General features: G+C 67.3%; 24 protein-coding genes. 20 read left to right on the top strand and 4 right to left on the bottom strand.

From position 1 onward, the window contains the following. Nucleotides 1–162 precede the first annotated feature (162 nt). From EAO78_RS12640 to EAO78_RS12630, 3 genes are all read left to right on the top strand, one after another. Nucleotides 163–399 (top strand): DUF1450 domain-containing protein, encoded by a 237-nt coding sequence (locus EAO78_RS12640; protein ID WP_122106194.1) that lies wholly within the window; start codon nt 163–165, stop codon nt 397–399. Continuing rightward, on the top strand, nt 399–1,973 hold the full coding sequence (locus tag EAO78_RS12635; protein WP_122106193.1) for a sulfatase-like hydrolase/transferase: 1,575 nt from the start codon (nt 399–401) through the stop codon (nt 1,971–1,973). Before EAO78_RS12640 ends, EAO78_RS12635 begins: the two co-directional genes overlap by 1 nt. A gap of 166 nt (nt 1,974–2,139) precedes the next feature. Beyond that, nucleotides 2,140–3,093, top strand: coding sequence for a dihydrodipicolinate synthase family protein (locus EAO78_RS12630; protein ID WP_122106192.1), 954 nt, complete (start codon nt 2,140–2,142; stop codon nt 3,091–3,093). 182 nt (nt 3,094–3,275) lie between these two features. On the opposite strand, the gene EAO78_RS12625 is transcribed toward EAO78_RS12630, so the two are convergent. After that, entirely contained in the window at nt 3,276–4,049 is a 774-nt protein-coding gene (locus tag EAO78_RS12625; protein ID WP_122106191.1) for an IclR family transcriptional regulator, read from the bottom strand. Nucleotides 4,050–4,565: 516 nt separating this feature from the next. Here EAO78_RS12625 and EAO78_RS12620 point away from each other — a divergent pair. The 7 genes from EAO78_RS12620 to EAO78_RS12590 all read left to right on the top strand — a co-directional run bounded on the left by EAO78_RS12620 (nt 4,566) and on the right by EAO78_RS12590 (nt 14,462). Continuing rightward, nucleotides 4,566–5,405, top strand: coding sequence for an NAD-dependent epimerase/dehydratase family protein (locus tag EAO78_RS12620; RefSeq protein WP_122106190.1), 840 nt, complete (start codon nt 4,566–4,568; stop codon nt 5,403–5,405). 138 nt (nt 5,406–5,543) lie between these two features. Then, the gene (gene xacF, locus EAO78_RS12615) at nt 5,544–6,992 is read left to right on the top strand and encodes a 2,5-dioxovalerate dehydrogenase (protein ID WP_122106255.1); all 1,449 of its coding nucleotides are present in this window, start codon (nt 5,544–5,546) and stop codon (nt 6,990–6,992) included. Nucleotides 6,993–7,569: 577 nt separating this feature from the next. Then, entirely contained in the window at nt 7,570–8,868 is a 1,299-nt protein-coding gene (locus EAO78_RS12610; RefSeq protein WP_122106189.1) for a DUF6498-containing protein, read from the top strand. A 79-nt stretch (nt 8,869–8,947) separates the two neighbouring features. Continuing rightward, entirely contained in the window at nt 8,948–10,378 is a 1,431-nt protein-coding gene (locus tag EAO78_RS12605) for an aspartate aminotransferase family protein (RefSeq protein WP_122106188.1), read from the top strand. Between the two features lie 186 nt (nt 10,379–10,564). After that, nucleotides 10,565–11,845, top strand: coding sequence for an amidohydrolase (locus EAO78_RS12600; RefSeq protein WP_122106187.1), 1,281 nt, complete (start codon nt 10,565–10,567; stop codon nt 11,843–11,845). A 75-nt stretch (nt 11,846–11,920) separates the two neighbouring features. Further along, the gene (locus tag EAO78_RS12595; RefSeq protein WP_122106186.1) at nt 11,921–12,580 is read left to right on the top strand and encodes a hypothetical protein; all 660 of its coding nucleotides are present in this window, start codon (nt 11,921–11,923) and stop codon (nt 12,578–12,580) included. A gap of 160 nt (nt 12,581–12,740) precedes the next feature. Beyond that, entirely contained in the window at nt 12,741–14,462 is a 1,722-nt protein-coding gene (locus EAO78_RS12590; protein ID WP_122106185.1) for an aldehyde ferredoxin oxidoreductase family protein, read from the top strand. Between the two features lie 99 nt (nt 14,463–14,561). Here the strand turns inward: EAO78_RS12590 and EAO78_RS12585 are convergent, their stop codons facing one another. Both EAO78_RS12585 and EAO78_RS12580 read right to left on the bottom strand, forming a co-directional pair. Beyond that, complete coding sequence (locus EAO78_RS12585; protein ID WP_122106184.1) at nt 14,562–16,106, bottom strand: GAF domain-containing sensor histidine kinase; 1,545 nt, start codon at nt 16,104–16,106, stop codon at nt 14,562–14,564. Nucleotides 16,107–16,108: 2 nt separating this feature from the next. Next, nucleotides 16,109–16,867 carry a DUF5806 family protein gene (locus EAO78_RS12580; protein ID WP_122106183.1) on the bottom strand — a complete coding sequence of 253 codons (759 nt, stop codon included), beginning with the start codon at nt 16,865–16,867 and terminating at the stop codon, nt 16,109–16,111. 183 nt (nt 16,868–17,050) lie between these two features. Here EAO78_RS12580 and EAO78_RS12575 point away from each other — a divergent pair, with 183 nt between their 5' ends. Beyond that, nucleotides 17,051–17,419: a universal stress protein gene (locus EAO78_RS12575; RefSeq protein ID WP_122106182.1), complete on the top strand. Its 369-nt coding sequence runs from the start codon at nt 17,051–17,053 to the stop codon at nt 17,417–17,419. Next, on the top strand, nt 17,416–17,964 hold the full coding sequence (locus EAO78_RS12570; RefSeq protein WP_122106181.1) for a GNAT family N-acetyltransferase: 549 nt from the start codon (nt 17,416–17,418) through the stop codon (nt 17,962–17,964). Before EAO78_RS12575 ends, EAO78_RS12570 begins: the two co-directional genes overlap by 4 nt. A 118-nt stretch (nt 17,965–18,082) precedes the next feature. Here EAO78_RS12570 and EAO78_RS12565 read toward each other — a convergent pair whose 3' ends face one another. After that, nucleotides 18,083–18,292, bottom strand: a complete 210-nt coding sequence (locus EAO78_RS12565) for a hypothetical protein (RefSeq protein WP_122106180.1) — start codon at nt 18,290–18,292, stop codon at nt 18,083–18,085. Nucleotides 18,293–18,474: 182 nt separating this feature from the next. Here EAO78_RS12565 and EAO78_RS12560 point away from each other — a divergent pair, with 182 nt between their 5' ends. From EAO78_RS12560 to EAO78_RS12525, 8 genes are all read left to right on the top strand, one after another. Continuing rightward, complete coding sequence (locus EAO78_RS12560; RefSeq protein ID WP_122106179.1) at nt 18,475–19,491, top strand: aldo/keto reductase; 1,017 nt, start codon at nt 18,475–18,477, stop codon at nt 19,489–19,491. A gap of 71 nt (nt 19,492–19,562) precedes the next feature. Beyond that, nucleotides 19,563–19,835 (top strand): DUF7385 family protein, encoded by a 273-nt coding sequence (locus EAO78_RS12555; RefSeq protein WP_122106178.1) that lies wholly within the window; start codon nt 19,563–19,565, stop codon nt 19,833–19,835. Nucleotides 19,836–19,905: 70 nt separating this feature from the next. After that, nucleotides 19,906–20,643, top strand: coding sequence for a cob(I)yrinic acid a,c-diamide adenosyltransferase (locus EAO78_RS12550; RefSeq protein ID WP_122106177.1), 738 nt, complete (start codon nt 19,906–19,908; stop codon nt 20,641–20,643). Beyond that, nucleotides 20,643–22,496 (top strand): cobyric acid synthase, encoded by a 1,854-nt coding sequence (locus EAO78_RS12545; RefSeq protein WP_122106176.1) that lies wholly within the window; start codon nt 20,643–20,645, stop codon nt 22,494–22,496. Before EAO78_RS12550 ends, EAO78_RS12545 begins: the two co-directional genes overlap by 1 nt. Before the next feature lie 33 nt (nt 22,497–22,529). Beyond that, nucleotides 22,530–23,189: a metal-dependent transcriptional regulator gene (locus EAO78_RS12540; protein WP_122106175.1), complete on the top strand. Its 660-nt coding sequence runs from the start codon at nt 22,530–22,532 to the stop codon at nt 23,187–23,189. A 73-nt stretch (nt 23,190–23,262) separates the two neighbouring features. Beyond that, nucleotides 23,263–23,955: a LysE family translocator gene (locus EAO78_RS12535; RefSeq protein WP_122106174.1), complete on the top strand. Its 693-nt coding sequence runs from the start codon at nt 23,263–23,265 to the stop codon at nt 23,953–23,955. Between the two features lie 72 nt (nt 23,956–24,027). Further along, nucleotides 24,028–25,074 (top strand): NAD(P)-dependent glycerol-1-phosphate dehydrogenase, encoded by a 1,047-nt coding sequence (locus tag EAO78_RS12530; protein ID WP_122106173.1) that lies wholly within the window; start codon nt 24,028–24,030, stop codon nt 25,072–25,074. A gap of 700 nt (nt 25,075–25,774) precedes the next feature. Beyond that, entirely contained in the window at nt 25,775–26,422 is a 648-nt protein-coding gene (locus EAO78_RS12525; RefSeq protein WP_122106172.1) for a DUF420 domain-containing protein, read from the top strand. Nucleotides 26,423–26,428 lie beyond the last annotated feature (6 nt).

Below are 26,428 nucleotides of genomic sequence, written 5' to 3'. Positions count from 1 at the left end.
ATTAACGTTGTGTTCGACTATGGATGCCAACCCCGCCGTGAGATGGTGTTCGGGAGGGACACGCCGGCTACGGGGTGACCGTGTGGACGCTTCCTTCCCCAGTAAACTCCCCGTGAGATCCGGGGAAACTTTAATTCGATACCCATCGACCATACCGGGACGATGTCCACGGATCCATCGGTCGGCGTCGTACAGTGTTGCAAACGAAACGCGCCCGAAGACCTACGCGAGGTACTCGACTGTGACCGTTACTCCCTCCGCGAGACGCTCTGTCTTCAACGCTGTGGCGAGTGTTACGAGACGGGATTCGTCGTCGTGGACGGCACCAAAGTCGAGTTCGACGTCGATCGTCCCCGGGAGACGCTGCCAGCCGAACTACGGAGCGAAACTCGATCCTGATGAACGTCCTGTTCATTTCCATCGACAGCCTGAACCGACACTTTCTGAGATCGTATCGACCGAATTCACCGATCGACATCGAGACACCGAACCTGGACGAGTTCGCGGACCGGGCAGCAGTCTTTGATAACCACTACGCGGGAAGCCTCCCGTGCATGCCCGCCCGTCGTGAATGGCTGACCGGAACCCAAGAGTTCCTCTGGCGTCCATGGGGCCCGATCGAACCGTTCGATACCGTGTTACCGGAGGTCGTACGGAGTCAGAACGTTCTCACCCAGCTCGTCACCGACCACTTCCATTACTTTCAACACGGGAGCAACGGATACCACGAGAGCTTCAACGGGGTCGAGTTCATTCGGGGACAGGAGTACGACCGGTGGAGAACGTCTCCCCGGGATCCGGACGGTGAGTTGCTTTCCCAGCTCCGAAGGGACGGCTCCGGAGCGTCGGACGACCTCAACCTCGACGCGGGTACGGCGAGCGACGAGCCCGACGACCTACGCTTCATGAACCGGGCAGCGTACGCCCGTAACGCGGCGGGGTTCGACGTCGAGTCCGACTTCTTCGCCCCGAAGGTGTTCTCGCGCGCGGCGAATTGGTTGGAGACGAATGAGGAGTGGTCCGACTGGTTCTGTTACGTGGATAGCTTCGACGTACACGAACCGTTCCACGTTCCCGAACCGTATGCCTCGATGTACACCGACGAGGACCCGACGGACCCGGAGCTCCCGATCTGGCCGTACTACGGCCGAACCGACGAGGGTCAGAGCGAACTCTCGGATCGGGAGCTCGCGTTCATTGAGTCCCAGTACGCCGCCGAGCTGACGATGGTCGACGAATGGTTTGGGACCGTCCTTCGAACGCTCGACGACCGGAATCTCTGGGAGAAGACGGCGGTGATACTCACCTCGGATCACGGCTTCTATCTGGGCGAGAACGGGTACGTCGGGAAGCCGTTCGAGGCTCCCGTTCGGAACGAACTCGCACGAACGCCGTTGATGATCTGGCATCCGGGGAGCTCCCGCATGGGGGACCGCATCGACGAGCTCACGGCCGCCGTGGACCTCTTCGCCACGATGGCGGACGTTCTCGGTCTCGAGGTCGATGGGGCACCTCACAGCCGGAGCCTCCTCCCGCTGTTGACGGACGAAGTCGACGACCACCGGGAGTGGGCACTCTACGGATACTGGGGCTCGTCCGTCAACGTTACCGACGGAACGTACACGTATCACCGGCCATGTGACGAATCGACGTCGACCCACTGCTATTCGACGACGATGATGGATTCCGTAGGATGGTTCACGCCGACGAGGCCGAAACACGACGCGGAATCGGGTCGGTTCCTTCCGTACACCGACTGTCCGGTTTGGAAGTTCGAGGGGCCGTCACACGGGCGTCACGAGGAACCTCTCCTGTATGACGTCGAGTCGGACCCATGGCAACGACGGAACCTCGCGGGACGGGAGCCGGAACGGTCCGAGGAGATGCGGTCCCTCCTCGTCGATGCCCTCACGGAGCTGGACGCCCCGGCGAACCAGTTCGACAGGCTTGGATTGGAGAGGCCACGGCCATAGCGTCGGTCTCGGACTCGGTCCCCAAAGCGGCGATCGCTCCGCTCTTGTGTCCGCAACGCGGTGCCATCCCGGACCCCTTCGGGACCCGCGTGCCGGTTCGGTTCGAAACGGACGGGTTCCACCCTGAACAAAGAGCTTATTATTCGTCACTCTGAAAACTGGTTTCATGCCTCTGAACGAGGACGAAATACAGTCGAGACTCCGTGGTGTTTCCGCTGGCCTCCTGACGCCGTTCGACGACGATTCCCGTGTCGAGCACGGCAAGATACGATCCAACGCCCGTTCGCTCCACCAGCAGGGCATCGATTCGTTCCTTTCGGTCGCCAACATCAGCGAGTACCACTCGCTGTCGCGGTCCGAACGGGTCGATATCGCGGAAACGAGCGTTTCGGCGTTGCCGTCGGACGCCTGCGTGCTCGCCGGCGTCGGCGGAGGCACGGACGACGCCATCGAACTGATGGAGGCGTACGAGGAGGTCGGCGTGGACGCAATGATGATCATGCCGCCCCACCACACGTACCTCCACGAACGGGGACTCCTGGAGTACTACTCGGCGCTCGGCGAGGCGGCGGATCGCCCCCTCGTTCCGTACGTCAAGGGGTTCGAACCGTCCGTTGAGTACCTCGCCGATCTGGCCGACATCGACGAGATCGTCGGCATCAAGTACGCGCTAACCGATACGGCGAAACTCGGCGCGGCCGTTGAGGCCGGTCCGAACGACGTCGTCTGGGTGAACGGGCTCGCGGAACCGTTGGCACCCGCGACGTGGGTGGAAGGTGCCGAGGGGTTCTCGGCGGGCGTGAGCAACTTCCGGCCGGAAGTCGGTCTCGAACTGTTCGATGCCCTCTCGCGGGAGGACTGGTCTCGAGCGCGACGGCTCCGCAACGTTTGCCTGCCGTATCAGCAACTGCGCGGCGAGAAAGGAACGAGAAACGACATCCCCGCTGCGGTGAGCATTCCGGTCGTCAAGAAGGGTCTCGAACTCGCTGGCCTCCACGGAGGCGGCGTTCGGGAACCGCTACAGCCGCTCTCGCCGGCCGAGGAGGAGCGCGCGGAGACGCTATATCGCGAGCTGGATGAGGAGATCGGCGACCTGATCGACACGCAGGCCACCGCGTAACCGACCGTCGAGCGCGGGTGCGTCGCTTCTTAGAGATCTACGTGGTTCTCCGTGATTTCGAGGGACGGGTTATCCTCCGCGGTAGCATGGAGTCGGCTCTGTCCTGATCGCGGCGTCTTTGATCAGCGGGAAACGGCTGCTCGCAACCCTCCAGCGAGAAACGAGCCGGACTCCGGTTCCGATCAGGAGAACTTCGTGTTGAGCTCGATGACGTTCGCGGCGCGCGTGACTGCGTCCGCGAGCTCATCGTGGAGCTTATCGTGTGTAAAGCGGCTGGAAGGACCGGTCAGGCTGATGGCCCCGAGTACCGTATCGCCGCTCGTCACGGGCGCCGAGACACACCGTAACCCCTCGATGTTCTCCTCGTTGTCGATGCCATACCCCTGATCACGGATCCGTTCGAGCTCCTCGTACAGCTCGTCTGACGACGTGATCGTTCGCGTGGTCTTCGGTTCGAAGGACGCCTCGGCGACGATCTCCTCAACGCGATCCGCTGGGAGGAACGCGAGGATCGTCTTCCCGAGCGACGTCGAGTAGATGGGCTGTTGGGTGCCGACGCGCGAGGCGGTCTCAACGGAGTTGTTCCCCCGCTCCTTCTCGAAGTACGAGACCATGCCGTGCTCCTCGATGCCGAACTGCGCGATCTCGCCGGTCTCCTCGGCCAGCGTTTCCACCTCCTTGTTGATCACTTCGTAGTTACCCACCTGGCTCCGGACGCGATTCGCCATGTCGAGGAGTCGGAGACTGAGTCGGTAGCCGGTCTCGTCGCGCACGATCATCCGTCGCTGTTCGAGCGTCGACAGGTGATTGTGGATCGTGCTCTTCGAGTGATCAAGCGTCCGCGCCAGTTCACCGACCGTCAACCGATCCTCGTTCTGGAGACGATCGATGATGTTGAGGCTGATCTCGACCGAACGGATCTTTCGGCCCCCTTCGGAGTTCGGATCGGCGTTCATATACTATTCAACAGCCGATCCGTACTTATATGTTCGCCCCAGAGGAACGATCACCACGAATCGAGGACCTTATCGATCCACTCCCGTCTCGACGTTCGGGTGAGTGCGCGGGCCCGAGGCCGGTCCGGCGTCATCGTGTGCTACGGGATCCGTACGCGTTCCCGCCTTGCGAACGGTACGGTACGCGAACGCCGACTCACAGAACACGCCGTTCTTCCGGTATTTACCGTAGAGCTTTACATTCATACTACTGTGATGGATAGTGGCTGGAAGCTTCTGATTGGGTTCGCACGAGCGGAAGTCTACGGAACGGCCGTCGTCGTCGACATGCCGTTTTCCCTTCGGGAACGGCGAGTCAGTATTGACTCCCGAGATCCGGAGAGAGTCCCCCGATCGCCGCGATCCTCGTAGCAGGGGAACGGTCGGGGGCATCCGATCGGAAGCCCTGAACGGCATTCGCCCCGTGACGCTGCCGCTCGCCAGAATCTATTTACTGGTGGCCGATCCACTCGGAGCATGGACGTGCTAGTTACCGGTCCGTACGGGCGTGTCGGCACGGCGATAATCGATAATCTACACGACGAGCCGGAGTACGAGTTCACCTATCTGAACAGATCGGACCGGGATGCGGACCACCCCTACGGGCAGTACGAGACGGTCGTGGCCGATGTGGGCGACTTCGAGGCGATCCGTCCCGCGTTCGAGGACGTCGACGCGGTCATTCACCTCGCGGCTTATCCGTATACCGACGGGACGTGGGACGACATCCTCGAGCCGAACGTCGTCGGAACGTACAACGTCCTCGAAGCCGCCAGGGAAGCTGAGGTCGACTCGGTCGTGTTCGGGTCGACGAACCATGTCATGGGAATGTACGAGGAGGAGTTCGCTCCCGAACTGTACGAACTGGACTTCGACCTAGCGCTGTCTCACGAGGACCCCGTTCGGCCCGATTCCTACTACGGGACGAGCAAGGTCTTCGGCGAGGCCCTCTGCCGTCAATACGTCGAACGGTACGAGTACCCGAAACACTGTTACATGGTGCGAATCTGTTCCGTGAGACATCCCGAGTACGACCACCCGTACGGAGACGCGGAGCGGGCAGTCGACGAGGGAGAGCTCGAACGGGGCAGCGAGGAGTACGACCGTCAGGTACGGCGGATGAAGGCGATGTGGCAGTCCCGGCACGACTTCGCCCACCAGGTGGAGTGTTGTCTACGGGACGAGGATGTGGAATACGGCGTCTTCAACGGAGTCAGCGACAACGACCGGCGATGGTTCTCCATCGAGAACGCCCGACATGACCTCGGCTACGATCCGCAGGACAACGGGGAAGAGTGGGGGGAGCCGCCGAACTGATCGAAGGACGTACCCGCCCTTCCGGGCTGACCGAGAAAACGGTCCCATCGGGACGAAGGCTCCGTTCGAGATATCGGATCGCGTGTCGTCGGATCCACTATCGAAAGACCCATGTGGGTCGCCCAGATGTTCGTATCCATGTCGGAAACCAGTCGAAACTACATCGATGGGGAGTGGGTCGCGGCGTCAACGGGCGAGACGATCGCTGTCCGAAACCCGGCGGAGCCGGACGAAATCGTCGCCGAGTACCAGCAGTCCGGTGTGACGGATGCCGTGGAGGCGGTCGAGGCGGCCGCTGCCGCACAGACCGACTGGGCGGACACCCCCGGCCCCGAACGCGGGCGGATCCTCCGGGAGGCCGCGACGACCCTCGGCCGACGCAAGGAGGCCCTCACTGACCGGCTCATCGCGGAGGAGGGGAAGGCGCGTCCGGAGGCGGCCGGGGAGGTACAGAGGGCGATCGACATCTTCCACTACTTCGGCTCGAAGGCGGCCGACCTGGGCGGGACCCGAAAGGCGTCGAGCGGCCGCGACGTGAACCTCTACACCCGGGAGGAGCCCGTCGGCGTCGCGGCGCTCATCACGCCGTGGAACTATCCGATCGCGATCCCGGCGTGGAAGCTTGCCCCTGCCCTCGCGGCCGGCAACGCGGCCGTCCTCAAGCCGGCGTCGCTCGCGCCCGGGGTCGCGCTCGCCGTCACCGAGGCGCTCGACGAGGCGGGCCTCCCCGACGGCGTGTTGAACGTCGTCACCGGTCCCGGGAGCGTGCTCGGCGACGAACTCGTCGAACACGACGCGGTGGACGCCGTTTCCTTCACCGGCAGCAGCAGCGTCGGCGAGGCGGTGTACCGACAGGCGACGGCGGCCGGCAAGCGGGTCCAGACCGAACTCGGCGGCAAGAACCCGACGGTCGTGACGGCGTCCGCCGACCCCGCGGAGGCCGCCGAGATCGTCGCCGGCGGCGGATTCGGCACGACCGGACAGTCGTGTACGGCCTGCTCGCGCGCGATCGTCCACGAGGACGTCACGGACGACTTCGTCGACGAGTTGGTGAGCCGGGCCGAGTCGATCGACGTCGGCCCGGGCGGCGACCACGAGATGGGCCCGCAGGTCAGCGCCGCGGAGCTGGAGTCCACGCTGGAGTACGTTGACGTGGCCGTCGACGAGGGCGCGACGCTCGTCGCGGGCGGAGGCGTCCCCGACGGCGACGCGGTCGAGACCGGCCATTTCGTGGAACCGACCGTCTTCACCGACGTCTCCTCCGACATGCGGATCGCCCAGGAGGAGGTGTTCGGTCCGGTGATCGCGGTCATCGAGGTGACGGATTTCGAGGAGGCGATCGACGTTGCGAACGGGGTCGACTACGGCCTCTCCGCCAGCGTGGTCACCGACGACCACACCGAGGCCAATCGGTTCGTCGACGAGATCGAGGCCGGCGTCGTGAAGATAAACGAGAAGACGACCGGCGTCGAACTCCACGTCCCGTTCGGCGGCGTCAAACGGTCCTCCTCGGAGACGTGGCGCGAGCAGGGCGACGAGGGCCTCGAGTTCTACACGATCGAGCGGACCGTGTACGACAACTACTGAGCGCCACGACGACCGTCGCCGATCAGATATATAAGATATATATTTTGTGTTCTATTCGTACTGTTAGCCGACCGAAACCACTCTTCGCATCCGATCCATCGAGAAACGCGACCACGCTTCAACCCGATCACGATGGAACCGTGGACGGAGCCGACATCCGACCGGTATTCCATCTAGAGCGCCTGAAACGCCGCTATTTCGTCGAAAATCGAGCGGACGAGCCCTCGTGAATGACTCGGGACGTGGTCGGTAGCGAGCGTTCCCGTCCCACCTCCAAAAACGGAACAGATGCCGTATTAGTGGGTATTGAGACTACTCTAGCGTTCGATGTCATCAGTCGCCCGTTCGGCGACATCGTCGGACGGGATCGAGCGTCGTATCGGAACGAACGGGTACCGTTCTGTCCCCGCCAGAAGTGTGTTTTTTATTATGAATTCTACTATTATTCATTTTTCTTATAGTACTTCGGCGTGGAGGGTAGCCCCGACCACGCTAAGTCGTCCGCGGCCACCGTCGCTCCGCAAGCGAACGTGTCCGCGGCCGTCGGAGTTATGGATCGCACGTTCGATCCTCCGACGTGCCCGCCCTCCCTCTCCCGTCGAACTCGACCCGGTCCGAGACGGTCGCCGTCGCGATCGCGAACCTCCTGCCGCTCGTCGGCGTCGTCGCGCTCGGCTGGAACGCCGCGGCGCTCGTGACGCTCTACTGGTTCGAACTCGGGATCGCCGCGCTCTTCGCCGTCGTCCGCGGACTCTTCGCCGGTCGGCCGAGCGATCTCGACGGGAATGCGTTGGTGTTCGGCGCGCTGGCGTCGAAACCCCTCGCGCTTCCGATCCCTCGGACGGGCGTCCGGATCCACCTCTCCTCCGTCCTGTCGCTCGTCGTCATCGCGCCGATCCTCGCGGCGGCGTGGGTCGTCCTCGGCGGCGTCCTCCTGGGATTCGTCGGGGCCGACTCGCTCTCGTCAGACGCGCTCGAGACGGTCGCGCTCGCGGTCCTCGTCGTACTTCTCTCGGAGGTCGGAACGACCGCCGTCGACTACTTCCACCGCGGCGGCTACCGCGAGGAGAGCGCGGGAACGGCGGTTTCGGGGGTGTTCTTCCGGCTCGCGACGGTGCTCGTCGGCGGGATCCTCACGGTGACGGTCGTCGCGGAGGCGATCGGCGTCGACGGCGACGCGACCGCGACGGAGGCGGCGGATCCGGTCGCGTTCGGCGTGCCGGTCCTCGTCGGCGCGGTGTGCGTCAAGTTCGCGTTCGACCTCGCGGGACTGTACGGCGACCGCCTCGCCGCGATGGACGAGTCCTCCGGGGGACACTTCGGCTGGTCGCGTGAACCGCCCGTCCGCGATCCGATCGAGGACGACCTCGCCGACTCGGGCCGCCGGATCCGTCCGTCACCCGCCGGCCGGTTGTTCGGCGAGCGGATCTCGCCCGTCGCGCATCCCGGGCCGTGGTACCTCTCGGCCATCTGTCTCCTCGTGGGGTTCCTCTTCGCACTCGGGCGGGCGTGGGGAATGGTCGCCGGTCTCGTCGCCGTCGCCGCCGCGGTCCCGTTCGTCGCGGTCGCGGTCGACTCGCTGATCCGGTACGGCGCGGTCGAATACCGCGTCGCCGGCGGCGATGACGCTCACGTCGGCGAGGATGCCCTCGTCGGATACGACCGGGTATGCGGGACGGCCCTGTGGCGGATCGAATCCTGGGATGAGGAAGGTATACGCGTCGAGCACGACCGCCTCGACGATCGGTTCGACACCGCGACGGTCGTCCTCGAGCTGCGGGACCGCGAGGTTCGGCTCCCGCGACTCTCCGACGACGATGTGGACCGGATCCTCGACGTCTTCGACCGTCGACCCGAACGACGGGACGGACGATAACCCCGATATCGATTTTCGTATATCTCGGTTCCCGTATCCGTGGATAACCTATATAACGACCACCCCCGTGGATGGACGTATGACGGCAGGACCACCGATCGAGGAGATCCACTTCGACGACGCACCGAACGTCGACTCGGTTCCGGGCCCGAAGAGCCGGGAACTGCTCGAGAAACAGGAGCGCATCGACAGCAGCGCGGTCGCGTACCCCGAGGACATTCCCGTCGCGTTCGAGTCGGGGAAGGGGGCGACGATCCGCGACGCCGACGGCAACACCTACATCGACATGTTCGCCGGCATCGGCGTGTTGAACGTCGGTCACTCGAACCCGTACGTACTGGAGGCCGTCCGAGATCAGACCGAGAAGCTCGTCCACACGGTCGACTTCCCGACCGAGGCGCGGCTCGACCTCATCGAGAAGCTCGACGAGATCGCGCCGCCCGGGCTTCGCGGCGAGAACCGGGTCGTCTTCGGCGGCCCGACCGGCAGCGACGCGGTCGAGGCCGCGATCAAGCTCGCGAAGTACAACACCGGCGGCGACGGCCTGATCGCCTTCCGCGGGAGCTACCACGGCGCGACCTCCGGCGCGATGGCGCTCACCTCGAACAAGGGGTTCAAGGACGACTACACTCCGCTCCTGCCCGACGTGGTGCACGCGAAGTACCCCTCGCCGTTCATCGACCGCGACGAGTCGGGCGACGCCGCCTCGGTCTGTCCGGTCGACGACGGCGAGTGCTGCCAGTCCTTCTCGTGTGCCCGCGCGCTCAAGGAGGTCGAGGAGATCATCGAGGACCCCTACGGCGGGCTCGCGAACCCCGCCGGCATCTTCGTCGAGCCGATCCAGGGCGAGGGCGGCGTCATCGTCCCGCCCGAGGGCTTTTTGAAGGGGCTCCGCGAGATCGCCACCGAGAACGACGTTCCGCTGATGTTCGACGAGATCCAGAGCGGGATGGGTCGCTCGGGCCAGTGGTGGGCGAGCGAGTGGCACGGCGTCACGCCCGACATCATGACGACCGCGAAGGCGCTCGGCGGCGTCGGCTTCCCGCTGTCGGCGACGATCTACCACGAGGACCTCGACACGTGGGACGCGGGCGGCCACGCCGGCACCTACCGCGGCCACGTCGTCGCGATGCGCGCCGGGAGCCGTGCGATCGAGTACGTCCAGGAACACGACCTGCTGGCGCACGCCCGCGATCTCGGCGAGCACGTCCGCGGTCGGCTCCGGGCCGCGGGCGAGGAGAACGACCGCCTGGGCGAGGTCCGCGGCCGCGGGCTGTTCATCGGTGCGGAGTTCGTCGACGGGAACGGTGACCCCGACGGCGACGCGGTCGAGGCGATCCAGCAGTACTGCTTCGAGCACGGCGTCCTCGTCTGGACGGCCGGCCGCCACGGCAACGTCCTCCGGCTCCTGCCGCCGCTCGTGTTGACCCGTGACTTGGCCGACGCCGCCCTCGACGTGATCGAGGAGGCGATCGACCACGTCACGGCCGAGGCGGCCGCGTCGCGATAGACTCGGACCGTCGGCGAGGACCGATCTCCGACCACCCGATCCCCGACCATCCGATCTCCGACCATCCGATCTCCGACCATCCGATCCCCACTCCGGGCGAACGGTTTCGATCGGCCGAACCGCGGCCGTCGACTGAACCACTTAAGAATCACTTAACTACGTCCGCGGCATATCGCCCGTGAAACGATGTCACACGACGTGCGGAACAGGCTCTCGTCGATCCGTCGGGCGTTCCACAGACATCCGGAGCCCGGCTGGTGTGAGTTCCGCACGACCGCCCGGATCGTCGAGGAACTCGAGCGGATCGGCGTCGACGAACTGGCGATCGGGCGGGAGGCACTCTCCTCGGACCATCGGATGGCCGTCCCGCCGGAGGAGACGCTCACCGAGTGGCGCGACCGCGCGGCCGAGGCGGGCGTCGATCCCGCCCTGCTCGAGCGTCTCGACGGAGGCCACACGGGTGCCGTCGCGACCGTCCGGAACGGCGAGGGACCGACGGTCGGGCTGCGGGTCGACATGGACGGGGTCTCGATCCCGGAGTCGGACGCGGCGGGGCACCGACCGGCGGACGAGGGGTTCCGCTCGGAACACGAGGGGTACATGCACGCCTGCGGTCACGACGCACACGCCACGATCGCGCTCGGAACGCTCGAGGCGGTGAAGGAGAGCGACTTTCGGGGCACGTTCAGGGTCCTCTTCCAGCCGGCCGAGGAGATCGCCGGCGGGGGAAAGCCCCTGGCCGAGGGCGGGTACGTCGACGACGTCGACGAACTGCTCGCGTTCCACCTCGGACTCGGACGGCCGACGGGAACAGTCGTCGCGAACGCGACCCGGCCGCTCGCGATGGCACACATCAACGCGACCTTCGAGGGGGCGAGCGCGCACGCCGGCAAGGAGCCGAGCGGCGGGACGAACGCGATGCAGGCGATGACGACGGCGGTCCAGAACGCCTACGGGATCGCCCGCCACGGCGACGGGCTCACCCGGGTGAACTTCGGCCGCGTCGAGGGCGGGAGCGCGAGCAACGTGATAGCGGAGGAGATCACCCTCGACGGCGAGGTCCGCGGCGAGACCACCGCGCTGATGGAGTACATGCGGACCGAACTCGAACGGGTGTTGTACGCGGCCGCGGAGCTTCACGAGTGTGACGTGGTGATCCGCCGGATCAGCGAGTCGATCCGGGTCGACGGCGACCCGACGCTCGCGGAACTCGTCGAAAGCGTGGCTCGGACGGTGCCGTCCATCGACGAGGTGATCCCCGAGGCTCCGCTGGAGGCGAGCGAGGACGCGACGTTCCTCATGGACCGCGTCCACCGGAACGGCGGGCGGGCGCTGTACCTCATCGTCGGCGCGGACCACCCGACCAGCCACCACACGCCGACGTTCGACCTCGACGAGCGGGCGCTCGACGTCGGGGTCGAGCTCCTGACCGAGGTGGTCTCGACGCTGGGTACCGATCGGCCGTAGCGACCGTCGAGCCGCGAGGGACGGACGACTTCCCCGACCACAACCATTAATCCGCTGAGACCCCGGTTTTCGGGTATGTCCGAAGACGAGCTTCCCCCGTCGCTCGAAACGGCGGCGGACGCCGACCGACCTCGCGGGATCTTGACCCCCTCGGACCGCGATTTCCTCCTCGGTCGCAAGACCGACTACACCGAACACTCCCGGAAACAGAAGCGCAACCGGATCCGCCGGCGGGTTCGCAACGCGGTCCTCGATTTCAGCATCCTGTACGAGTGTCTGGAGGACCGCGACCGAAAGACCGTCTTCGACCCCGACGACGAGGACCGCGAGGCGTACACGCGAGGGATAACCGACATGCTCGCGTTCCTCCATCTGGGGACGATGGGATACGTCACCCCGTTCAAGGACATGCTCTCGGAGGGCGTCGCCAAGTCCGAACAGCGGCTCGCGGGGTCGGACTACCGGATGGTCCGGGTCGAGTTCAACGTCGATCCCGTCGGCCAGATCGACGTCGACGAGGTGATAGCGAAGATCGAAGCCGACGAGTTCGAACGGATAACCGACGAGGAGCTTCGGGCGTTCGTTCGGCTGCTGTCGATGTCCGACGAGTTCGCGCCCGACGACGTTCGCGACGGGATCAAAGCGCGCGTCGACGAGTTCGTCGCGGAGATACGCGAGAGCGAGGAGCGGCGCGACAGGGCCGTCGAGGAGCTGACGACGGGCAAGAGACGCTGAGATCGGCCGACGGACGCCGACGGTCGGCCGACGAACGCCGACGGTCGGCACCGTCCCATCGGGGGTCGTCTCTCGCAGGTTTCGGCTTCGCGTCCCGGGATCGATCCGCGAGGACGCGAGCCACCTGAACTTTTATCGCCTGGCCGTCGTAGGGATCGGTATGAAACACGCCCAAGGCGAACTCCTCTCGATCGACCTGACGGACAGGACGGTCACGACGGAGCCGATAGACGACGTGCTCTCGGAATTCATCGGCGGACGCGGGCTCAACACGCGGCTCGCCTACGAGCGGATCCCGTTCGACGCGGACCCGCTGGGTCCGGAGAACCGGATCTACTTCTCGACGGGGCCGATGCAGTACTCCACGACCTCGTACACGGGACGCATGGCGGCGACGAGCGTCTCGCCGCTCACGAACGGGATGTTCTCCTCGAACGCGGGCGGGTTCCTCTCGCGGAACTTCACCGGGGCGGGTTACGCCGCCGTCGAACTCGTCGGCGCGAGCGACGAGCTGCTCGCGATACACGTCCGCGAGGCCGACGAGGACGGCACCCCGACCGTCGAGTTCGAGGAGGTCCCGGAGCTCGATCAGGCGGAGGTGCCGGCAGTCTCGGAGTACGTCGAGTCGGAACACGGACTGGAACCCGAACACCTGGCGTGTATCGGGCCGGCCGGCGAGAACGCGGTCCGCTTCGCGTCGATCATGACCTCCGAGACGCGCGCGTTCGGTCGGGGCGGACTGGGGTCCGTCCTCGGCGCGAAGGGCGTGAAGGCGCTCACGTTCGACGGCGACGCCGACGCCGAGGTCGACCTCGACTGGCCCGGCGAGGCCGGTGAGGTCCACCGGGAGGCGGCGACCTCGGACTCGATCATGAAACGACAGGGGACCACGAGCGTGACCGAGCTCTCGAACGCGATGGAGGCGCTTCCGACCTACTACTTCTCCGAGCAGTCCTTCGAGGGCGTCGAGGGCATCTCCGGCGACCGCGTCGAGGAGAAGAAGTACAAGAAGGGGACCTGCTCGAACTGCGCGTTCGCGTGCAAGCTCCCGACCCGCGACGAGGAGCGCGGCATCGAGACGGAGGGTCCGGAGTTCGAGACGGTGATGGCGTTCGGCAGCAACGCCGGCGTCGACGAGATGGTGGACGTCATGGCGGCCAACCAGCTGTGTGACGAGCTCGGCATGGACACCATCTCCTGTGGGAACGTGGTCTCGATGTTCCTCGAGAGCGAGGACGAGTTCGGCAACGCCGAGCTCGCCCGCTCCGTGGTCGAGCAGATCGCCTACCGCGAGGGCGTCGGCGACAAGCTCGCGGAGGGGATCCACCGGGCACACGGGGAGTTCGGCGCGGAGGACTGGACGGTGAAGGGAATGACCTTCTCCGCACACGACGGCCGATCCCTCAACGGTCAGGGGCTCGCGTTCGCGACCTCGAACCGCGGGGCCGACCACATGTACGCCGAGTTCTATCCGTACGAATACCCGCTCGTGAGCAAGGAGGACGCCTTCGAGCCGAGCGGACTGGACGGGAAGCCCCCGAAGATCGTCGAGAAGGAGAACCGCAACGCGATCCTCGACTCCGCGGTCATCTGTAAGTTCTCCCGCGGCGTCGTCACCGACGAGCGACTCGCGGCGCTCCTCGACGCCGACTACGAGGAACTGGTCGACACCGGCGGTCGGGTCGTCGAGATGGAGCGCGCGTTCAACAACGCCCGCGGCTTCGACCGCGGCGACGACACGGTTCCGTACACCGACCAGATCGAGGGCTTCGACGAGGGCCTCTCGGAGTACTACGAGATCCGTGGATGGAACGACGACGGAACGGTTCCCGGATACGACGACGGCGTCGTCGGGCGATCGGTCGGGACCGCGGACGACTGATCGCGGTCGTCGGCCGTCGGGATCGAGCCGATCAGGACCGAAGCCGGCCGAAAACGTCAGAATCGAAGCCGATCGCGATCCACGCCCTCGTCGGTTCGATCACGTACGGTCCGTGACGGCGGGCGCGAGGGCGACGTCGCGGAACTCGAAGCGTGCGCCGCCTCCGTCGCCGTCAGCGAGCGAGAGGGACCAGCCGTGCGCGTCGGCCACCTCGGCGACGATCTTCAGCCCGAACCCGGTCCCGTCGGGGTCGGTCGAGACGCCGGCCTCGAACACCTCGCCGCGGAGTTCGTCGGGGATCCCCGGCCCGTCGTCCGCGACGTAGAACCCCGAGCCGTCGGCGAGCGCGCCGACCTCGACGCGGACGTCCTCGCCGCCGTGGACGACCGCGTTGGCGAACAGGTTCTCGAGGGCCTGGCGCAGTCGACTCCGGTCGGCCCGGAACCGGAAGTCGTCCCCGACCGCGAGCGAGGCGTCCGCGGTATCGACGTTCCCCCAACACTCCTCGGCGAGCGCCGAGAGCGTCACGGGTTCGGTCTCGTCGATGGTCTCACCCTGGCGGGCGAGCGCCAGCATGTCCTCAACGAGGGCCTCCATCCGGTCGAGCGCCCGGGCGACGGCGTCGAGCTCCGGCGACTCCTCGTCCTTCTCCTCGAACCGAGCGCGGACCAGATCGATGTTTCCGGCCGCGACGTTGAGCGGGTTCCGGAGGTCATGGGAGACGAGGCTGGCGAACTCCTCGAGTCGGTCGCGCTCGCGGGCGATCTCGTCCTCACGCACCCGGAGCTGTCGTTCGCGTTCGATCCGGACGAACACCATCGTCACGGTCGCCGCCCAGAGGCGCGCGACCGCGAGGTCCGACTCGTCGAAGGCGTCCCGTCGCGTGGAGCCGATGTCGATGACGCCGTAGCGGCCGAGCGGGAGGACGAGCTCGCTTCGGATCGGCGAGTCGGGGTTGTACCGGTCCGGGTCCGCGTGCGTGTCGACGACGTACTCGGGGTCGCCGGACTCGAACACCTCCCAGGAGATGCTCGGCTCGTCGGCGGAGAATCGCGGGTGATCGCCGACGAGTTCGTCGGATTTGTCGGTCCACGCGACCGGTTCCAACGCGTCGCTCTCCTCGTCGTACAGCCAGATCGCCGCGATCGGATGCCCGAGAACGTCCTCGACGTACTCGACGGCCGCGGACGCGGCGAGCTCCCGGTCCGTCGTCTTCAGCAGGTCCTGTGTCGCCTCGTGAAGCGCCTCCAGGGTCCGCGTCCGTCGGTGGAGTTCGGCCCGTTTCGCGCGTTGCTCCTTGACGTCGACCATCGTGACCACGAGATACGGCTCGTCGTCCCGCTCGAACGGTCCGAGGCTGACCGTCACCGGGACCTCGCTCCCGTCGGCACGACGGGCGACGAGTTCGAGACTCGCCGCCATCGACCGCGGTTCCGGGTCGATCACGTATCGATCGAGGCTTTCGCCGGAAGCGCCGCCGTACGGGTCGTAAAGGAGCGATTCGACGTCGGTTCCCTCCAGTTCCGCGGGGTCGTAGCCGAGCACCGACTCGACGCGGTCGTTTCCGGCGTGGACGACGCCGTCGGTGCCGACTATCACGACCGGATCGGGGAGTCCGTCGAGCGCCTCGGGGAACCGGTCCATGGCTACTCCTCCGCCGGTTCGTGAACGTGACCGCACTCCGGACAGCGGACCTCCTCGCCGCGGAGGTCGGCGGAGGACGCACGCACCTCGCGCATCACCTCGCTGATCCGGTCCTCGGCCTCCAGCTCGTCGGCGACCGCGAGGTCGACGCCCTCGACCTCCAGGAGGAACTTCGCGACCTCCGTCACCTCGTACATCATCTCGTCCAAGTCCTCCGCGGTGAAGAAGCCGGACATCGCGCCGTAGAGGAACGTCGCGCCCGCCTTCGTCACCTTCTCCTCGAAGGAGTACCGCGCCTGGTTGACCGCCTGCGGGGTGTACGTGTCGGTCATGAACGGGACGAGCTCGGGAAGGTTCTCGCCGATCTTCGTCATCTCCACGCCGGTCTCGGTGCGGAAGTCCGCGCAGAGCCGGGCGATCGCCCACTCGCGGGCCGTGACGTACGTTCGGTCCCGGAGGAACTCGTTGACGCGCTCGTAGCGCGCGCCGTCCATCTTCTTGAACCGCTCGTACTTACGAACGTCGCGGGGGACGTCTTCGGCGTCGGTCGAAGCGCCGGCCTCCGCATCGCTGTCGGCGGTGTCGACGCCGTCAGTATCGGTGCCCCGAACGCCGCCGTCTCCGTCGCCGCCAGCGTCGCCGCCGGCGTCAGCACCCGCGTCGGCGGCGACGCCATCGGCGGAATCGGAGGCATCAGGGGCATCGACCGCATCGGCTCCGGTGTCGTCGGAGTCGGCGGAGGAGCCGGAAGGTTCGGTCATGTTCCACCACACTCGACGGGCGGATGAAAGGGTTGTGGGTGGCGTCGATCGCTCCCCCGGTCGTCGGATCGCTTTCGGTCCCACCCGGTGTACGGGTCGTTCCGCCGGACGGGACGGAGCCCGCGGGGTCGGAAGCGTCCGGCACGGCGAACCCTTTTGAGACCGGCGCGCGAGGTGGGTGACATGAAGGTACTCTGTGGGATCGGCGGAAGCGACGACTCCCTCCGGGCGCTCGAGCGGACCGTGGACCGTGCCGCGGTCGCCGGCGACGAGCTCACCGTGGCGGTCGTGGAGAACCCGAACTCCGACGCCGACGTGGAGGAGGTCGCGAAGCGGGCCGAGGAGGCGATCGAGGACGCCGGGATCGACGCCGAGATCCGACGCGTCGAGGGCGACCCCGGGAGCCGGCTCGTCGACATTGCCGAACGGGAGGGGTTCGACGAGATCGTTCTCGGCGGCGGACGGACCAGCCCGATGGGGAAGATCACGATCGGGCCGATCGCCGAGTTCGTCCTGTTGAACAGCATGACGTCGGTCACGCTGGTCAGATGAACGATCGACGGTATCCGGAGACGGCGGCCGACCGGTTCGAGCCGCCCCCGATCTCGTTCGTCGACCGGAAGGACCGCGACGTCGAGATACGGGCCTACGACGGGTCGGCGGAGGCCGAGGAGGCGCTGGTGTCGATGTACACCGCCTTCGACCCGTCGGACCGCGCACAGGGGATCCCGCCCGGCGGGGAACCGCGGATCCGCACGTGGCTCGAGGCGATCCTCACCGACGACTGTCTGAACGTGATCGCCTGGTGTGACGACGAGGTCGCGGGCCACGCGACGCTCGTCCCCGACGACGACGCCTACGAGCTCGCCATCTTCGTCCACCAGACGTATCAGGAGGCCGGGATCGGAACGCGTCTCATCCGCGGCCTGCTCGGCCACGGACAGGCCGAGGGGATAGAGAAGGTGTGGCTCACCGTCGAGCGGTGGAACCGCGCGGCGGTGTCGTTATACGAGAAGATCGGCTTCGAGACCTCCAACGCCGAGAGCTTCGAACTGGAGATGGCGCTCCGGTTGAACGAGTCGCCCGACGAGGAGTGACGCGGGAGCGAACGGCGAGTTCCACACTCTCCCTTCGTTACGTGAACGGACCGTCGGTCCGGCGTAGCGACCCGTTTGGCGACACGGACGTCGTTCGATCCGGTCCGATCGACGGACGTCAGCGCGCCGGCGTCGCCTCCTCGGGGATGGCGTAGGGCTGGCCGCACCCGTGTACCTCCAGCGTACAGCCGGGACAGGCGACGTGTTTCTCCCGACGATGCGCGACCGACTGTCGCTGTCGTCCTGGGTCTTCCTCCAATCGGTCCCGCAACTCGTCCGGTAGCTTGCCGAATTCCACGACGGTGCTTCCACAGACTGGACAGTCCATGGTACTAGTTCTCTCCCGAAAGGTAAATAACCGCCTGTCGTCCGGGATCCCTCACGTCCGGGACGCGTCCGACATCGGCGGTGAACGTCCCGCCGTAGGATCCGACACACGGGATCGCAACCGAACCACGTGCGTTTCGCCCGGGAAGCCACGCTTTTACTTCCGGGCGAGGACCCGTTCACATGGACTACCGACGGCTGGGGTCGACGGGAACCCGCGTCTCCGAGCTCTGTTTCGGCACGTGGCGGTTCGGGCGGAGGACCGGGGACGTGCTCGAGACGGACGAGGAGCGGGCACACGAACTGCTCGACGCGTTCGCCGACCGCGGCGGCAACTTCATCGACACCGCCAACGTCTACGGCGACCCCAACGGAACCAGCGAGGAGTACGTCGGGAACTGGCTCGCCGAGCGCGACCGCGAGAAGTACGTGCTCGCCTCGAAGGTGTACTTCGGGTTCGACGACTCCCACCCGAACGGGTCGGGCCTCTCCCGGACCCACATTCGGAACCAGATCGAGGGGACGCTCGACCGGCTCGACACCGACTACCTCGACCTCTACTACATCCACCGATGGGACGAGGGGACGCCGATCGAGGAGACGCTGTCGGCGCTCGACGGCCTCGTCGCGGACGGGAAGGTGAACTACCTCGGCGCGTCGACGATGGCGGCCTGGCAGCTCACGAAGGCACTCTGGGAGTCGGACGTGAACGACTACGAGCGCTTCGAGGTGACCCAGCCGCTGTTTCACGCCGGCTACTACGAGGACGTCGAGGACTACCTCTCTGTCGCCGAGGACCAGGGCCTCGCGGTGTGTCCGTACTCGCCGCTGGCCGGCGGGTTCCTCACGGGCAAGTACACCCGGGCGGACCCCGACGACCCGAAGTCGGTGCGGGCCCCCGACGGCTCCCGCGGGAGCTTCGACGAGCGGTTCGAGCGGTTCTACCTCTCCGAGCGCGGCTGGAAGGTGCTCGAGACGGTCCGGGCGGTCGCCGCCGAGGTCGACGCCACCCCCGCGCAGGTGGCGCTGCGCTGGCTCATGGACCAGGAGGCGTTCACCTGCGTTCCCATCGTCGGCGCGCGCACGGTCGACCAGCTCGAGGAGAACCTCGGGGCGGCCGACGTCTCGATCACCGCCGAGCAACACGACCGGATCACGGACGCCCGGTACGACGAGGACGGCCGCCGGTGGGGTCACTGATCGGCGTCGAGCGGTCGACCCGAGTTCCGTCGGCGGGTTGTTTTTATACCGTGGGCCGCGAACTCGAGACCATGAGCGAGGATGACACGGCGGGAGCGATGTCGGCCGAGGAGTTCCGTTCGCTGACCGACGGGCTGGTGCGGCAGGGCTCCGGCGGCGGCACGACGGTGTACAAGAACGCGGCCGGCGTCGGCTGTCCGAACCCGGAGTGTGACCTCGGCGTGTTCCAGACGCTGTTCGTCAGCGACCACGGCTGGCAGCGGATCGGCGCGACCCGCGACGGGATCGAACTGTGCATCTGTAACACCGAGGACCGCCGACTGGTGTTCATCCACGACGAGTGAGCGATCGACGAACCGGGAACGACGGGGTCGAACCGCCCCGATTCAAGGGCGTCGACGCCGAGGGATCCGTATGAGCGACGAAACCGCCGAACGGAGCGCGGACGGGAGAACCGACGACCAGGGGACGACGACCGACCGGGACGCGGTCCGGCGGAACACCCCCGGACGCGGGATCACGCCGGACGCGGACTCGATCGCGGCGAGCGCGCCCGAGGAGTTCGGACTCGTCCAGGCGTGGTGGGGCGACGGGAAGGGGAAGACGACCGCCGCGCTCGGGATGGGTGCCCGCGCCGCCGGCCACGGCTACCGCGTCCACATGCTCCAGTTCATGAAGGGCGGCGCGGACTCCGTGGAGGCCGTCCGCGGCGAGTACAACGCGATCCGGGCGATCCCCGGGTACTCCTTCGAGAACACCGGCCACTACGGCTGGCACGGGATGGCCGACGGCTCCGCGGACGACGACCACGAGCGGAACGCCCGGGCCGGCCTGGAACGCGCCCGCGAGCTGGTCGACGCCGCCGGCGACGCCGACCTCACGACCCCGATCCCGCTCGACGCGGATCCGGACGCCGGCGTCCACATGCTGATCCTCGACGAGATACTCTACGCCGCGGATCGTGGGCTACTCTCCCCCGAGGAGGTGATCGAGCTGGTCGACGACAAGCCAGACGGGCTCGAACTAGTCCTCACGGGGAGCCACGAGCGCCCGGCGTACCTCGCGGACGATGCCGACCTGATCACCCGGGTCGGCAAGGAGAAACACCCGATCGACGCGGGCCAACGCGCCCGGAAGGGGACGGAGTACTGATGGGGAGCGGGCCGGGCGGGAACGGTCGGTCCGATCCCGCCGGCGAAGGCGCCGACGATCCACGCACGGCCGCCCGAACCCTCCTCGTCGCGGGCACCGCCTCCCACGCCGGCAAGTCGACGGTCGCGGCCGGGCTCTGCCGACACCTCGCGGACGCCGGCGTCGACGTCGCTCCCTACAAGGCCCAGAACATGTCGAACAACGCGCGTGCGGTCCCCGTCTCGCCCGGCACGGGCGTCGACGCGGCGTTCGGCGAGATCGGCGTCTCCCAGTACGTCCAGGCACACGCGGCCCGAATCCCGCCGGAGACGGACCACAACCCGGTCCTGCTCAAACCACGCGGCGACGGCGAGAGCCAGCTCGTCGTGAACGGCCGGGCGGTAACGCACGCCACCGCCGCGGACTACTACGGCGGTCGATGGGAGGAGGCTCGCGAGGCCGCGGCGGCCGCCCATCGGCGGCTCGCCGCCGACAACGACGTGGTGATCGCGGAGGGCGCGGGGTCGATCGCCGAGATCAACCTCCACGACCGCGACCTCGCAAACGTGGAGACCGCCCGGCTGTTCGGGGACCGGGATCCGCCCGGAGAGGCGGAAGCGACCGAGAGCGTGGAACCGTCCGGGAAGGCAGAAATGTCGGAAGGCACGGAGATACTCCTCGTCGCCGACATCGAGCGCGGCGGCGTCTTCGCGTCGCTGGTCGGGACGCTCGAGCTGCTCCCTCCGGACCTGCGGGGCCGCGTCGTCGGCGCGATCATCACCAAGTTCCGCGGCGACCGCGACCTCCTTTCGTCCGGGATCGACGCCTTCGAGGAGCGGACCGGCGTCCCGGTCCTCGGCGTCGTCCCCTACGACGACCCCGGACTCCCCGAGGAGGACAGCGTCGCGCTCCCCGACCCGGGCGAGCGCGCGGTTCGCGGCGCGGACGACGGCGTTTCCGACGCCGACGCGGTGACCGTCGCCGTCCCGCGGCTCCCGCGGATCTCGAACGCGACCGACGTGGAGCCGCTCGCGGCCGAGCCGGGAGTCCGCGTCGCGTACGTCCCGCTCGACGACGACCTCGCGGACGCCGACGCAGTCGTGATCCCGGGCACGAAGAACACCGTCGACGACCTCCGGGCCTGCCGGGAGGCCGGGTTCGACGACGCCCTCCGCGCGTTCGACGGCCCCGTCGTCGGGCTCTGTGGCGGATACCAGCTGCTCGGCGAGCGGATCACGAACGCGGCCGTCGAGAGCGCGGACCCGGACGCGCCCGGCGTGGTCGAGGGGTTCGGGCTGCTCCCCGTCGAGACCGCCTTCTCGAACGAGAAGCGGGTCGCCGCGGCCGAACTCGGGTTGGATCCGGACGGAACCGACCTCGTGGCGTCGATTACGGGTTCAAGTTCCGACGATGAGGCCGCTCTCGACGTCACGGGCTACGAGATCCACATGGGCGAGACGGACCGATCGTCGGCCACAGGTTCGTCGGCGGCGGAACTCGCCACGCCGTTCTCGGATCCGAAAGGGGAGCGAACCGGGACCGCACTCGGCGCGGCCGCCGGCGACGTCCTCGGGACGTACCTCCACGGGCTCTTCGAGAACGACGCCGTCCGGCAAGGGTTCCTGGCGCGGGTCCGCGAGGGTGCGGGAGTCGAACCCGACCCAAGCCGTCCCCCCTCCGCCGGCGTTCGTGAATCTCTCGACGGCGCCCGTGATTCCCCAGGCGACGTCCACGATTCCCACGACGACGCCCGCGAGTTCCATGATGATGCCCGCGACCCCTACGACCGGGCGGCCGACCTCCTCCGCGAACACGTCGACCTCGCCGCGCTGGAGTTGCCGACGAACGCCCCGACACAGGGGCGTTCCCGGTAGGTATTTGGGTCGGCTCGCGTAAACCGTATATAAATGCTCAGCGACGTGATGGAGGACTACCTCAAGGCGATCTACGTCCTCCAGGCCGAGGAGGGCGCGCCCGTCTCGACGTCCGCCATCGCCGAGTACGTCGAGAAGACCCCGCCGTCGGTGACGGACATGCTCGGCAAACTGGCCGACCGCGGACTGGTCGACCGCGAGCCGTACAAGGGAGTGGAACTCACCGCGGAGGGGGAGGCGGTCGCCCTCGAGATCGTCCGGCACCACCGCCTGCTCGAGGCGTTCCTCGCCGACCAGCTGGACTACGACTGGAGCGACGTCCACGAGGAGGCGGACGCGTTGGAACACCACATCTCCGAGGAGTTCGAGCGTCGCGTGGCGGAGGCCCTCAACGACCCCGAGGTGGATCCCCACGGCGACCCGATCCCCGGCGCGGACCTCGAGCCCATCGACGAGGGAAGCGGCCGGCGACTGTCGGATCACCCCGAGGGCGACCGCGTGGTCGTCACGCGGGTCTCGGACCGCGACGACGACGAGCTCGAGTACCTCGCCGACGCGGGGATCACGCCCGGGACGACGGTCGAGGTGGTCGACGTCGCCCCGTTCGGGATGGTCACCGTTCGGACGCCCGCGGGCGAACAGAGCCTCCCGGCCGAGGTCGCCCGCTCGATCCGCGTCGACGACGCCGAATAGTCGACGACTGCGCGTCGTCGTTCCCGCATCGTCGTCCGCGAGGTTTTTCACGCGAACCCTCCTGTGCGTTGACGTGAACACGGTCGCAACGCTCCTCGTCGGGGTGGTCTTCGGGCTCGCGCTCGCGGCCCCGCCGGGCCCGATGAACGCGGTCATCGCCGAGGAGGCGGTCCTCCGCGGGTGGCCGGCCGGCACCCGCGCGGGCCTCGGCGCGGCGACCGCCGACTTCCTCTTTTTCGTCCTCGCGTACCTCGGCGTGGTCTCGTTCGTCCAGTCCGTTCCGCGGCTCCAGACCGCCATGATCGGCGTCGGCGGCTGTCTGATGTGTTACTTCGCGGTCGGCACGGCCCGCGACGCGCGTGCGTCGTTCCGTCCCACCACGGGCGAGGACCCCATGGTCGAGGACGGGAAGGGGTTCCGGAAGGCGCTCGCGCTGGCACTGACGAACCCGTTCCAGGTGCTGTTCTGGCTCACCGTCGGCGTCGGGATGTTGCGCCCCGGCGAACTCGACGTCCTCGCCCCGTTACCGCTCGTCGGCGACGGGCTCGCGGGCGCGCTCGTCGTTTCGACCGGGTCGCCGGCGCTCCTCGGCGGGTTCTTCCTCGGCGTGTTGAGCTGGGTGACGCTCTTTCCCGTGAGCCTCGCCGCGGCCGAGAAGCGGATACAGGCGATCGGGCCGGTCGTCGCCGTCGGCTCGGCGCTCGTGCTCGGCGGGTTCGGCGTCTACTTCCTGTACGACGCCGCGACGGCGGTCCTCGCGTGGTGACGATCCCCGCCTGGTGACGGCTCTCCGAGCCACATGGACAACGGCTTTCACCCGCCGGCGTGAGCGACCCGTATGTTCGAGAAGTCCACGTGGATCAAGCTCCCGCGGAACGTACTCGTGGGTCACGGCGTCCTCGACGACCTCGGGGCCGCGGTCGGCGAGCTCTACCTCACCGGACGGCCCCTGATCGTGACCAGCCCGACGCCGAACGAGATCGCCGGCGACCGGGTCCGCGCGCAGTTCGAGGACCCGGCGACCGCCGTCGTCGAGGAGGCCTCCTTCGACGCGGTCGAGGAGCTCACGGCGACCGCGGAGGCGATCGACCCGGGCTACCTCGTCGCGCTGGGGGGCGGCAAGCCGATCGATATCGCGAAGATGGCGGCCGACCACCTCGGCGTCGGCTTCGTCTCCGTCCCGACGGTGGCCTCCCACGACGGGATCGTCTCCGGCCGTTCGTCGATCCCCGAGGGCGACACGCGCCACTCGGTCGCCGCCGACCCGCCGCTCGCGGTCGTCGCCGACACCACGCTGCTCGCGAACGCCCCTTGGCGGCTCACCACCGCCGGCTGTGCGGACATCATCTCGAACTACACCGCCGTGAAGGACTGGCGTCTCGCCCGCCGGCTCCGGAACGTGGAGTACAGCGAGTACGCGGGCGCGCTCTCGGAGATGACCGCCGAGCTGCTCGTCGAGAACGCCGACATGATCCGGCCCGGGCTGGAGGAGTCGTCGTGGGTGGTCGTGAAGGCGCTCGTCTCCTCGGGCGTCGCGATGTCCATCGCCGGCTCCTCGCGGCCCGCCTCGGGCGCGGAACACCTCATCTCCCACCAGCTCGACCGGATCGCGCCCGGCAAGGCGCTCCACGGCCACCAGGTCGGCGTCGCCTCGATCCTGACCGAGTACCTCCACAGCGGCGAGAACGGCGAGTGGGCCGCGATCCGCGACGCGCTCGGCGAGCTCGACGCGCCGACGACGGCCGCGGAGCTCGGCGTCGACGACGAGGAGCTGATCGCCGCGCTGACCAGCGCCCACGAGATCCGCGACCGATACACGATCCTCCAGGGCGGCATCAACGAGGAGGCCGCGATCGAGGTCGCGACCGCGACCGACGTGATCTGAGGAGGGCCGGTGACGGAACTCGTACCGTTCTTTTCTCGATAGCACGGTGGGGTGTCCATGTATGGGTGGATCACGGATCGCTCGATATAGGTGAGGGAAGCATCGATCCGCGGTGGCGCGCCTCCGAGCGGCCGGAGGCCGCGAGGAGCCCGCGAGGGACGCGGCGAGTGGTGCGAGGTGCGAACGAAGTGAGCACCTCGACGAGCGAGCGGCGAAGCCGCGAGCAACGAGCCGCGAGGCTGGGGAGGTGTGAGGTGCGGAGCCGTGCGGGTTGAGGAGCGGATTCACAGATCGACTGAAGACGACGCCAGCAGACGCCGAGCACCGCGAGGCGTTTCACCGACGGAGCCGTCGAAGACGGCGGAGTCGGCTTTTTCCCTCCAGGGTTTTCGAGGAGCGGTTCCCGAAGCGAACCCAGTGAGCGAGGGAACCCGACGTTCACGAGAGCGCAGCTCTCGTGCAGCCCATCAGAAATCTTCGATTTCTGAGGACGAGAAAAAGGTGGATGTGCAAGCGAGATATAACGGCCGTTCCGAACGGATCGACGCGAACCGGAGGCATGTGGCCCGCACGCGAGAACCCGCGACGTCCTCCGCTTTCCCCCGAACGGACCGTCCTGGCGTACCCGCGTTCGGTATCCACGGACCGATCCGAACCCGGAACCCGAAGACGGATTAGCGTCCCGACCCGACCGGATCGCATGGCAGCCTCCAGCGTGCGTGCCCGCCTCGCGGAGCCGTCCGGCGCGCTCACCGTGCTCCTCACGATCGTCGGCTACGGCGCCGTCGGCGGCGTCTTCCTCGTTCCGGAGTTCCAGGCGCTGTTCCCGGAGTTGACCCGCGACACCGTCGACCTCCTCGCACACGCGATCGCCGCCGTCAACACCGTCACGATCGCCACGCTCTCGCTCGGCTGGTACTGGATCCGCAACGGCGAGGTGAAGAGACACGCGGCCGCGATGACGACCTCGTTCGCCCTCATTCTCGTCTTCCTCGGGATGTACCTCCCGAAAGTCGCCGGCGGCGGAACGAAGTACTTCGTCGGCCCCGACCCGGCCTACTACGCGTATCTGGTCATGCTCGCGGTCCACATCGTGCTCTCGGTCGTCTCCGTGCCGGTCGTTCTCTACGCGCTGCTGCTCGGACTCACCCACTCCGAACGCGAACTCAGGAACGAGCTCCCGCACGCACGAGTCGGCCGGATCGCCGCGAGCGCGTGGCTCCTCTCGCTCGTGTTGGGCGTCGTCACGTATCTCCTCTTGAACCACGTGTACGACTCGACGTTCGAGGCGGCCGAGACGGCAAGCGAGGCCGCGGCCGTCCTCCTCCCGCTCGTTCCGATCGCATAGTTCGAG

It is taken from the genome of Halobellus captivus, assembly GCF_003697845.1.
In the GTDB taxonomy this organism is placed as follows: domain Archaea; phylum Halobacteriota; class Halobacteria; order Halobacteriales; family Haloferacaceae; genus Halorubrum; species Halorubrum glutamatedens.
Note: the sequence above shows the minus strand (reverse complement) of the source record. Positions and strands in the feature narration are given on the sequence as shown.

Excerpts from the sequence above, each read along its gene's own strand:
- EAO78_RS12640 (WP_122106194.1), top strand. The coding sequence starts at position 163 with ATGTCCACGGATCCATCGGTCGGCGTCGTACAGTGTTGCAAACGAAAC.
- EAO78_RS12635 (WP_122106193.1), top strand. The coding sequence starts at position 399 with ATGAACGTCCTGTTCATTTCCATCGACAGCCTGAACCGACACTTTCTG.
- EAO78_RS12630 (WP_122106192.1), top strand. The coding sequence starts at position 2,140 with ATGCCTCTGAACGAGGACGAAATACAGTCGAGACTCCGTGGTGTTTCC.
- EAO78_RS12625 (WP_122106191.1), bottom strand. The coding sequence starts at position 4,049 with ATGAACGCCGATCCGAACTCCGAAGGGGGCCGAAAGATCCGTTCGGTC.
- EAO78_RS12620 (WP_122106190.1), top strand. The coding sequence starts at position 4,566 with ATGGACGTGCTAGTTACCGGTCCGTACGGGCGTGTCGGCACGGCGATA.
- xacF (WP_122106255.1), top strand. The coding sequence starts at position 5,544 with ATGTCGGAAACCAGTCGAAACTACATCGATGGGGAGTGGGTCGCGGCG.
- EAO78_RS12605 (WP_122106188.1), top strand. The coding sequence starts at position 8,948 with ATGACGGCAGGACCACCGATCGAGGAGATCCACTTCGACGACGCACCG.
- EAO78_RS12600 (WP_122106187.1), top strand. The coding sequence starts at position 10,565 with ATGTCACACGACGTGCGGAACAGGCTCTCGTCGATCCGTCGGGCGTTC.
- EAO78_RS12595 (WP_122106186.1), top strand. The coding sequence starts at position 11,921 with ATGTCCGAAGACGAGCTTCCCCCGTCGCTCGAAACGGCGGCGGACGCC.
- EAO78_RS12590 (WP_122106185.1), top strand. The coding sequence starts at position 12,741 with ATGAAACACGCCCAAGGCGAACTCCTCTCGATCGACCTGACGGACAGG.
- EAO78_RS12585 (WP_122106184.1), bottom strand. The coding sequence starts at position 16,106 with ATGGACCGGTTCCCCGAGGCGCTCGACGGACTCCCCGATCCGGTCGTG.
- EAO78_RS12580 (WP_122106183.1), bottom strand. The coding sequence starts at position 16,867 with ATGACCGAACCTTCCGGCTCCTCCGCCGACTCCGACGACACCGGAGCC.
- EAO78_RS12575 (WP_122106182.1), top strand. The coding sequence starts at position 17,051 with ATGAAGGTACTCTGTGGGATCGGCGGAAGCGACGACTCCCTCCGGGCG.
- EAO78_RS12570 (WP_122106181.1), top strand. The coding sequence starts at position 17,416 with ATGAACGATCGACGGTATCCGGAGACGGCGGCCGACCGGTTCGAGCCG.
- EAO78_RS12565 (WP_122106180.1), bottom strand. The coding sequence starts at position 18,292 with ATGGACTGTCCAGTCTGTGGAAGCACCGTCGTGGAATTCGGCAAGCTA.
- EAO78_RS12560 (WP_122106179.1), top strand. The coding sequence starts at position 18,475 with ATGGACTACCGACGGCTGGGGTCGACGGGAACCCGCGTCTCCGAGCTC.
- EAO78_RS12555 (WP_122106178.1), top strand. The coding sequence starts at position 19,563 with ATGAGCGAGGATGACACGGCGGGAGCGATGTCGGCCGAGGAGTTCCGT.
- EAO78_RS12550 (WP_122106177.1), top strand. The coding sequence starts at position 19,906 with ATGAGCGACGAAACCGCCGAACGGAGCGCGGACGGGAGAACCGACGAC.
- EAO78_RS12545 (WP_122106176.1), top strand. The coding sequence starts at position 20,643 with ATGGGGAGCGGGCCGGGCGGGAACGGTCGGTCCGATCCCGCCGGCGAA.
- EAO78_RS12540 (WP_122106175.1), top strand. The coding sequence starts at position 22,530 with ATGCTCAGCGACGTGATGGAGGACTACCTCAAGGCGATCTACGTCCTC.
- EAO78_RS12530 (WP_122106173.1), top strand. The coding sequence starts at position 24,028 with ATGTTCGAGAAGTCCACGTGGATCAAGCTCCCGCGGAACGTACTCGTG.
- EAO78_RS12525 (WP_122106172.1), top strand. The coding sequence starts at position 25,775 with ATGGCAGCCTCCAGCGTGCGTGCCCGCCTCGCGGAGCCGTCCGGCGCG.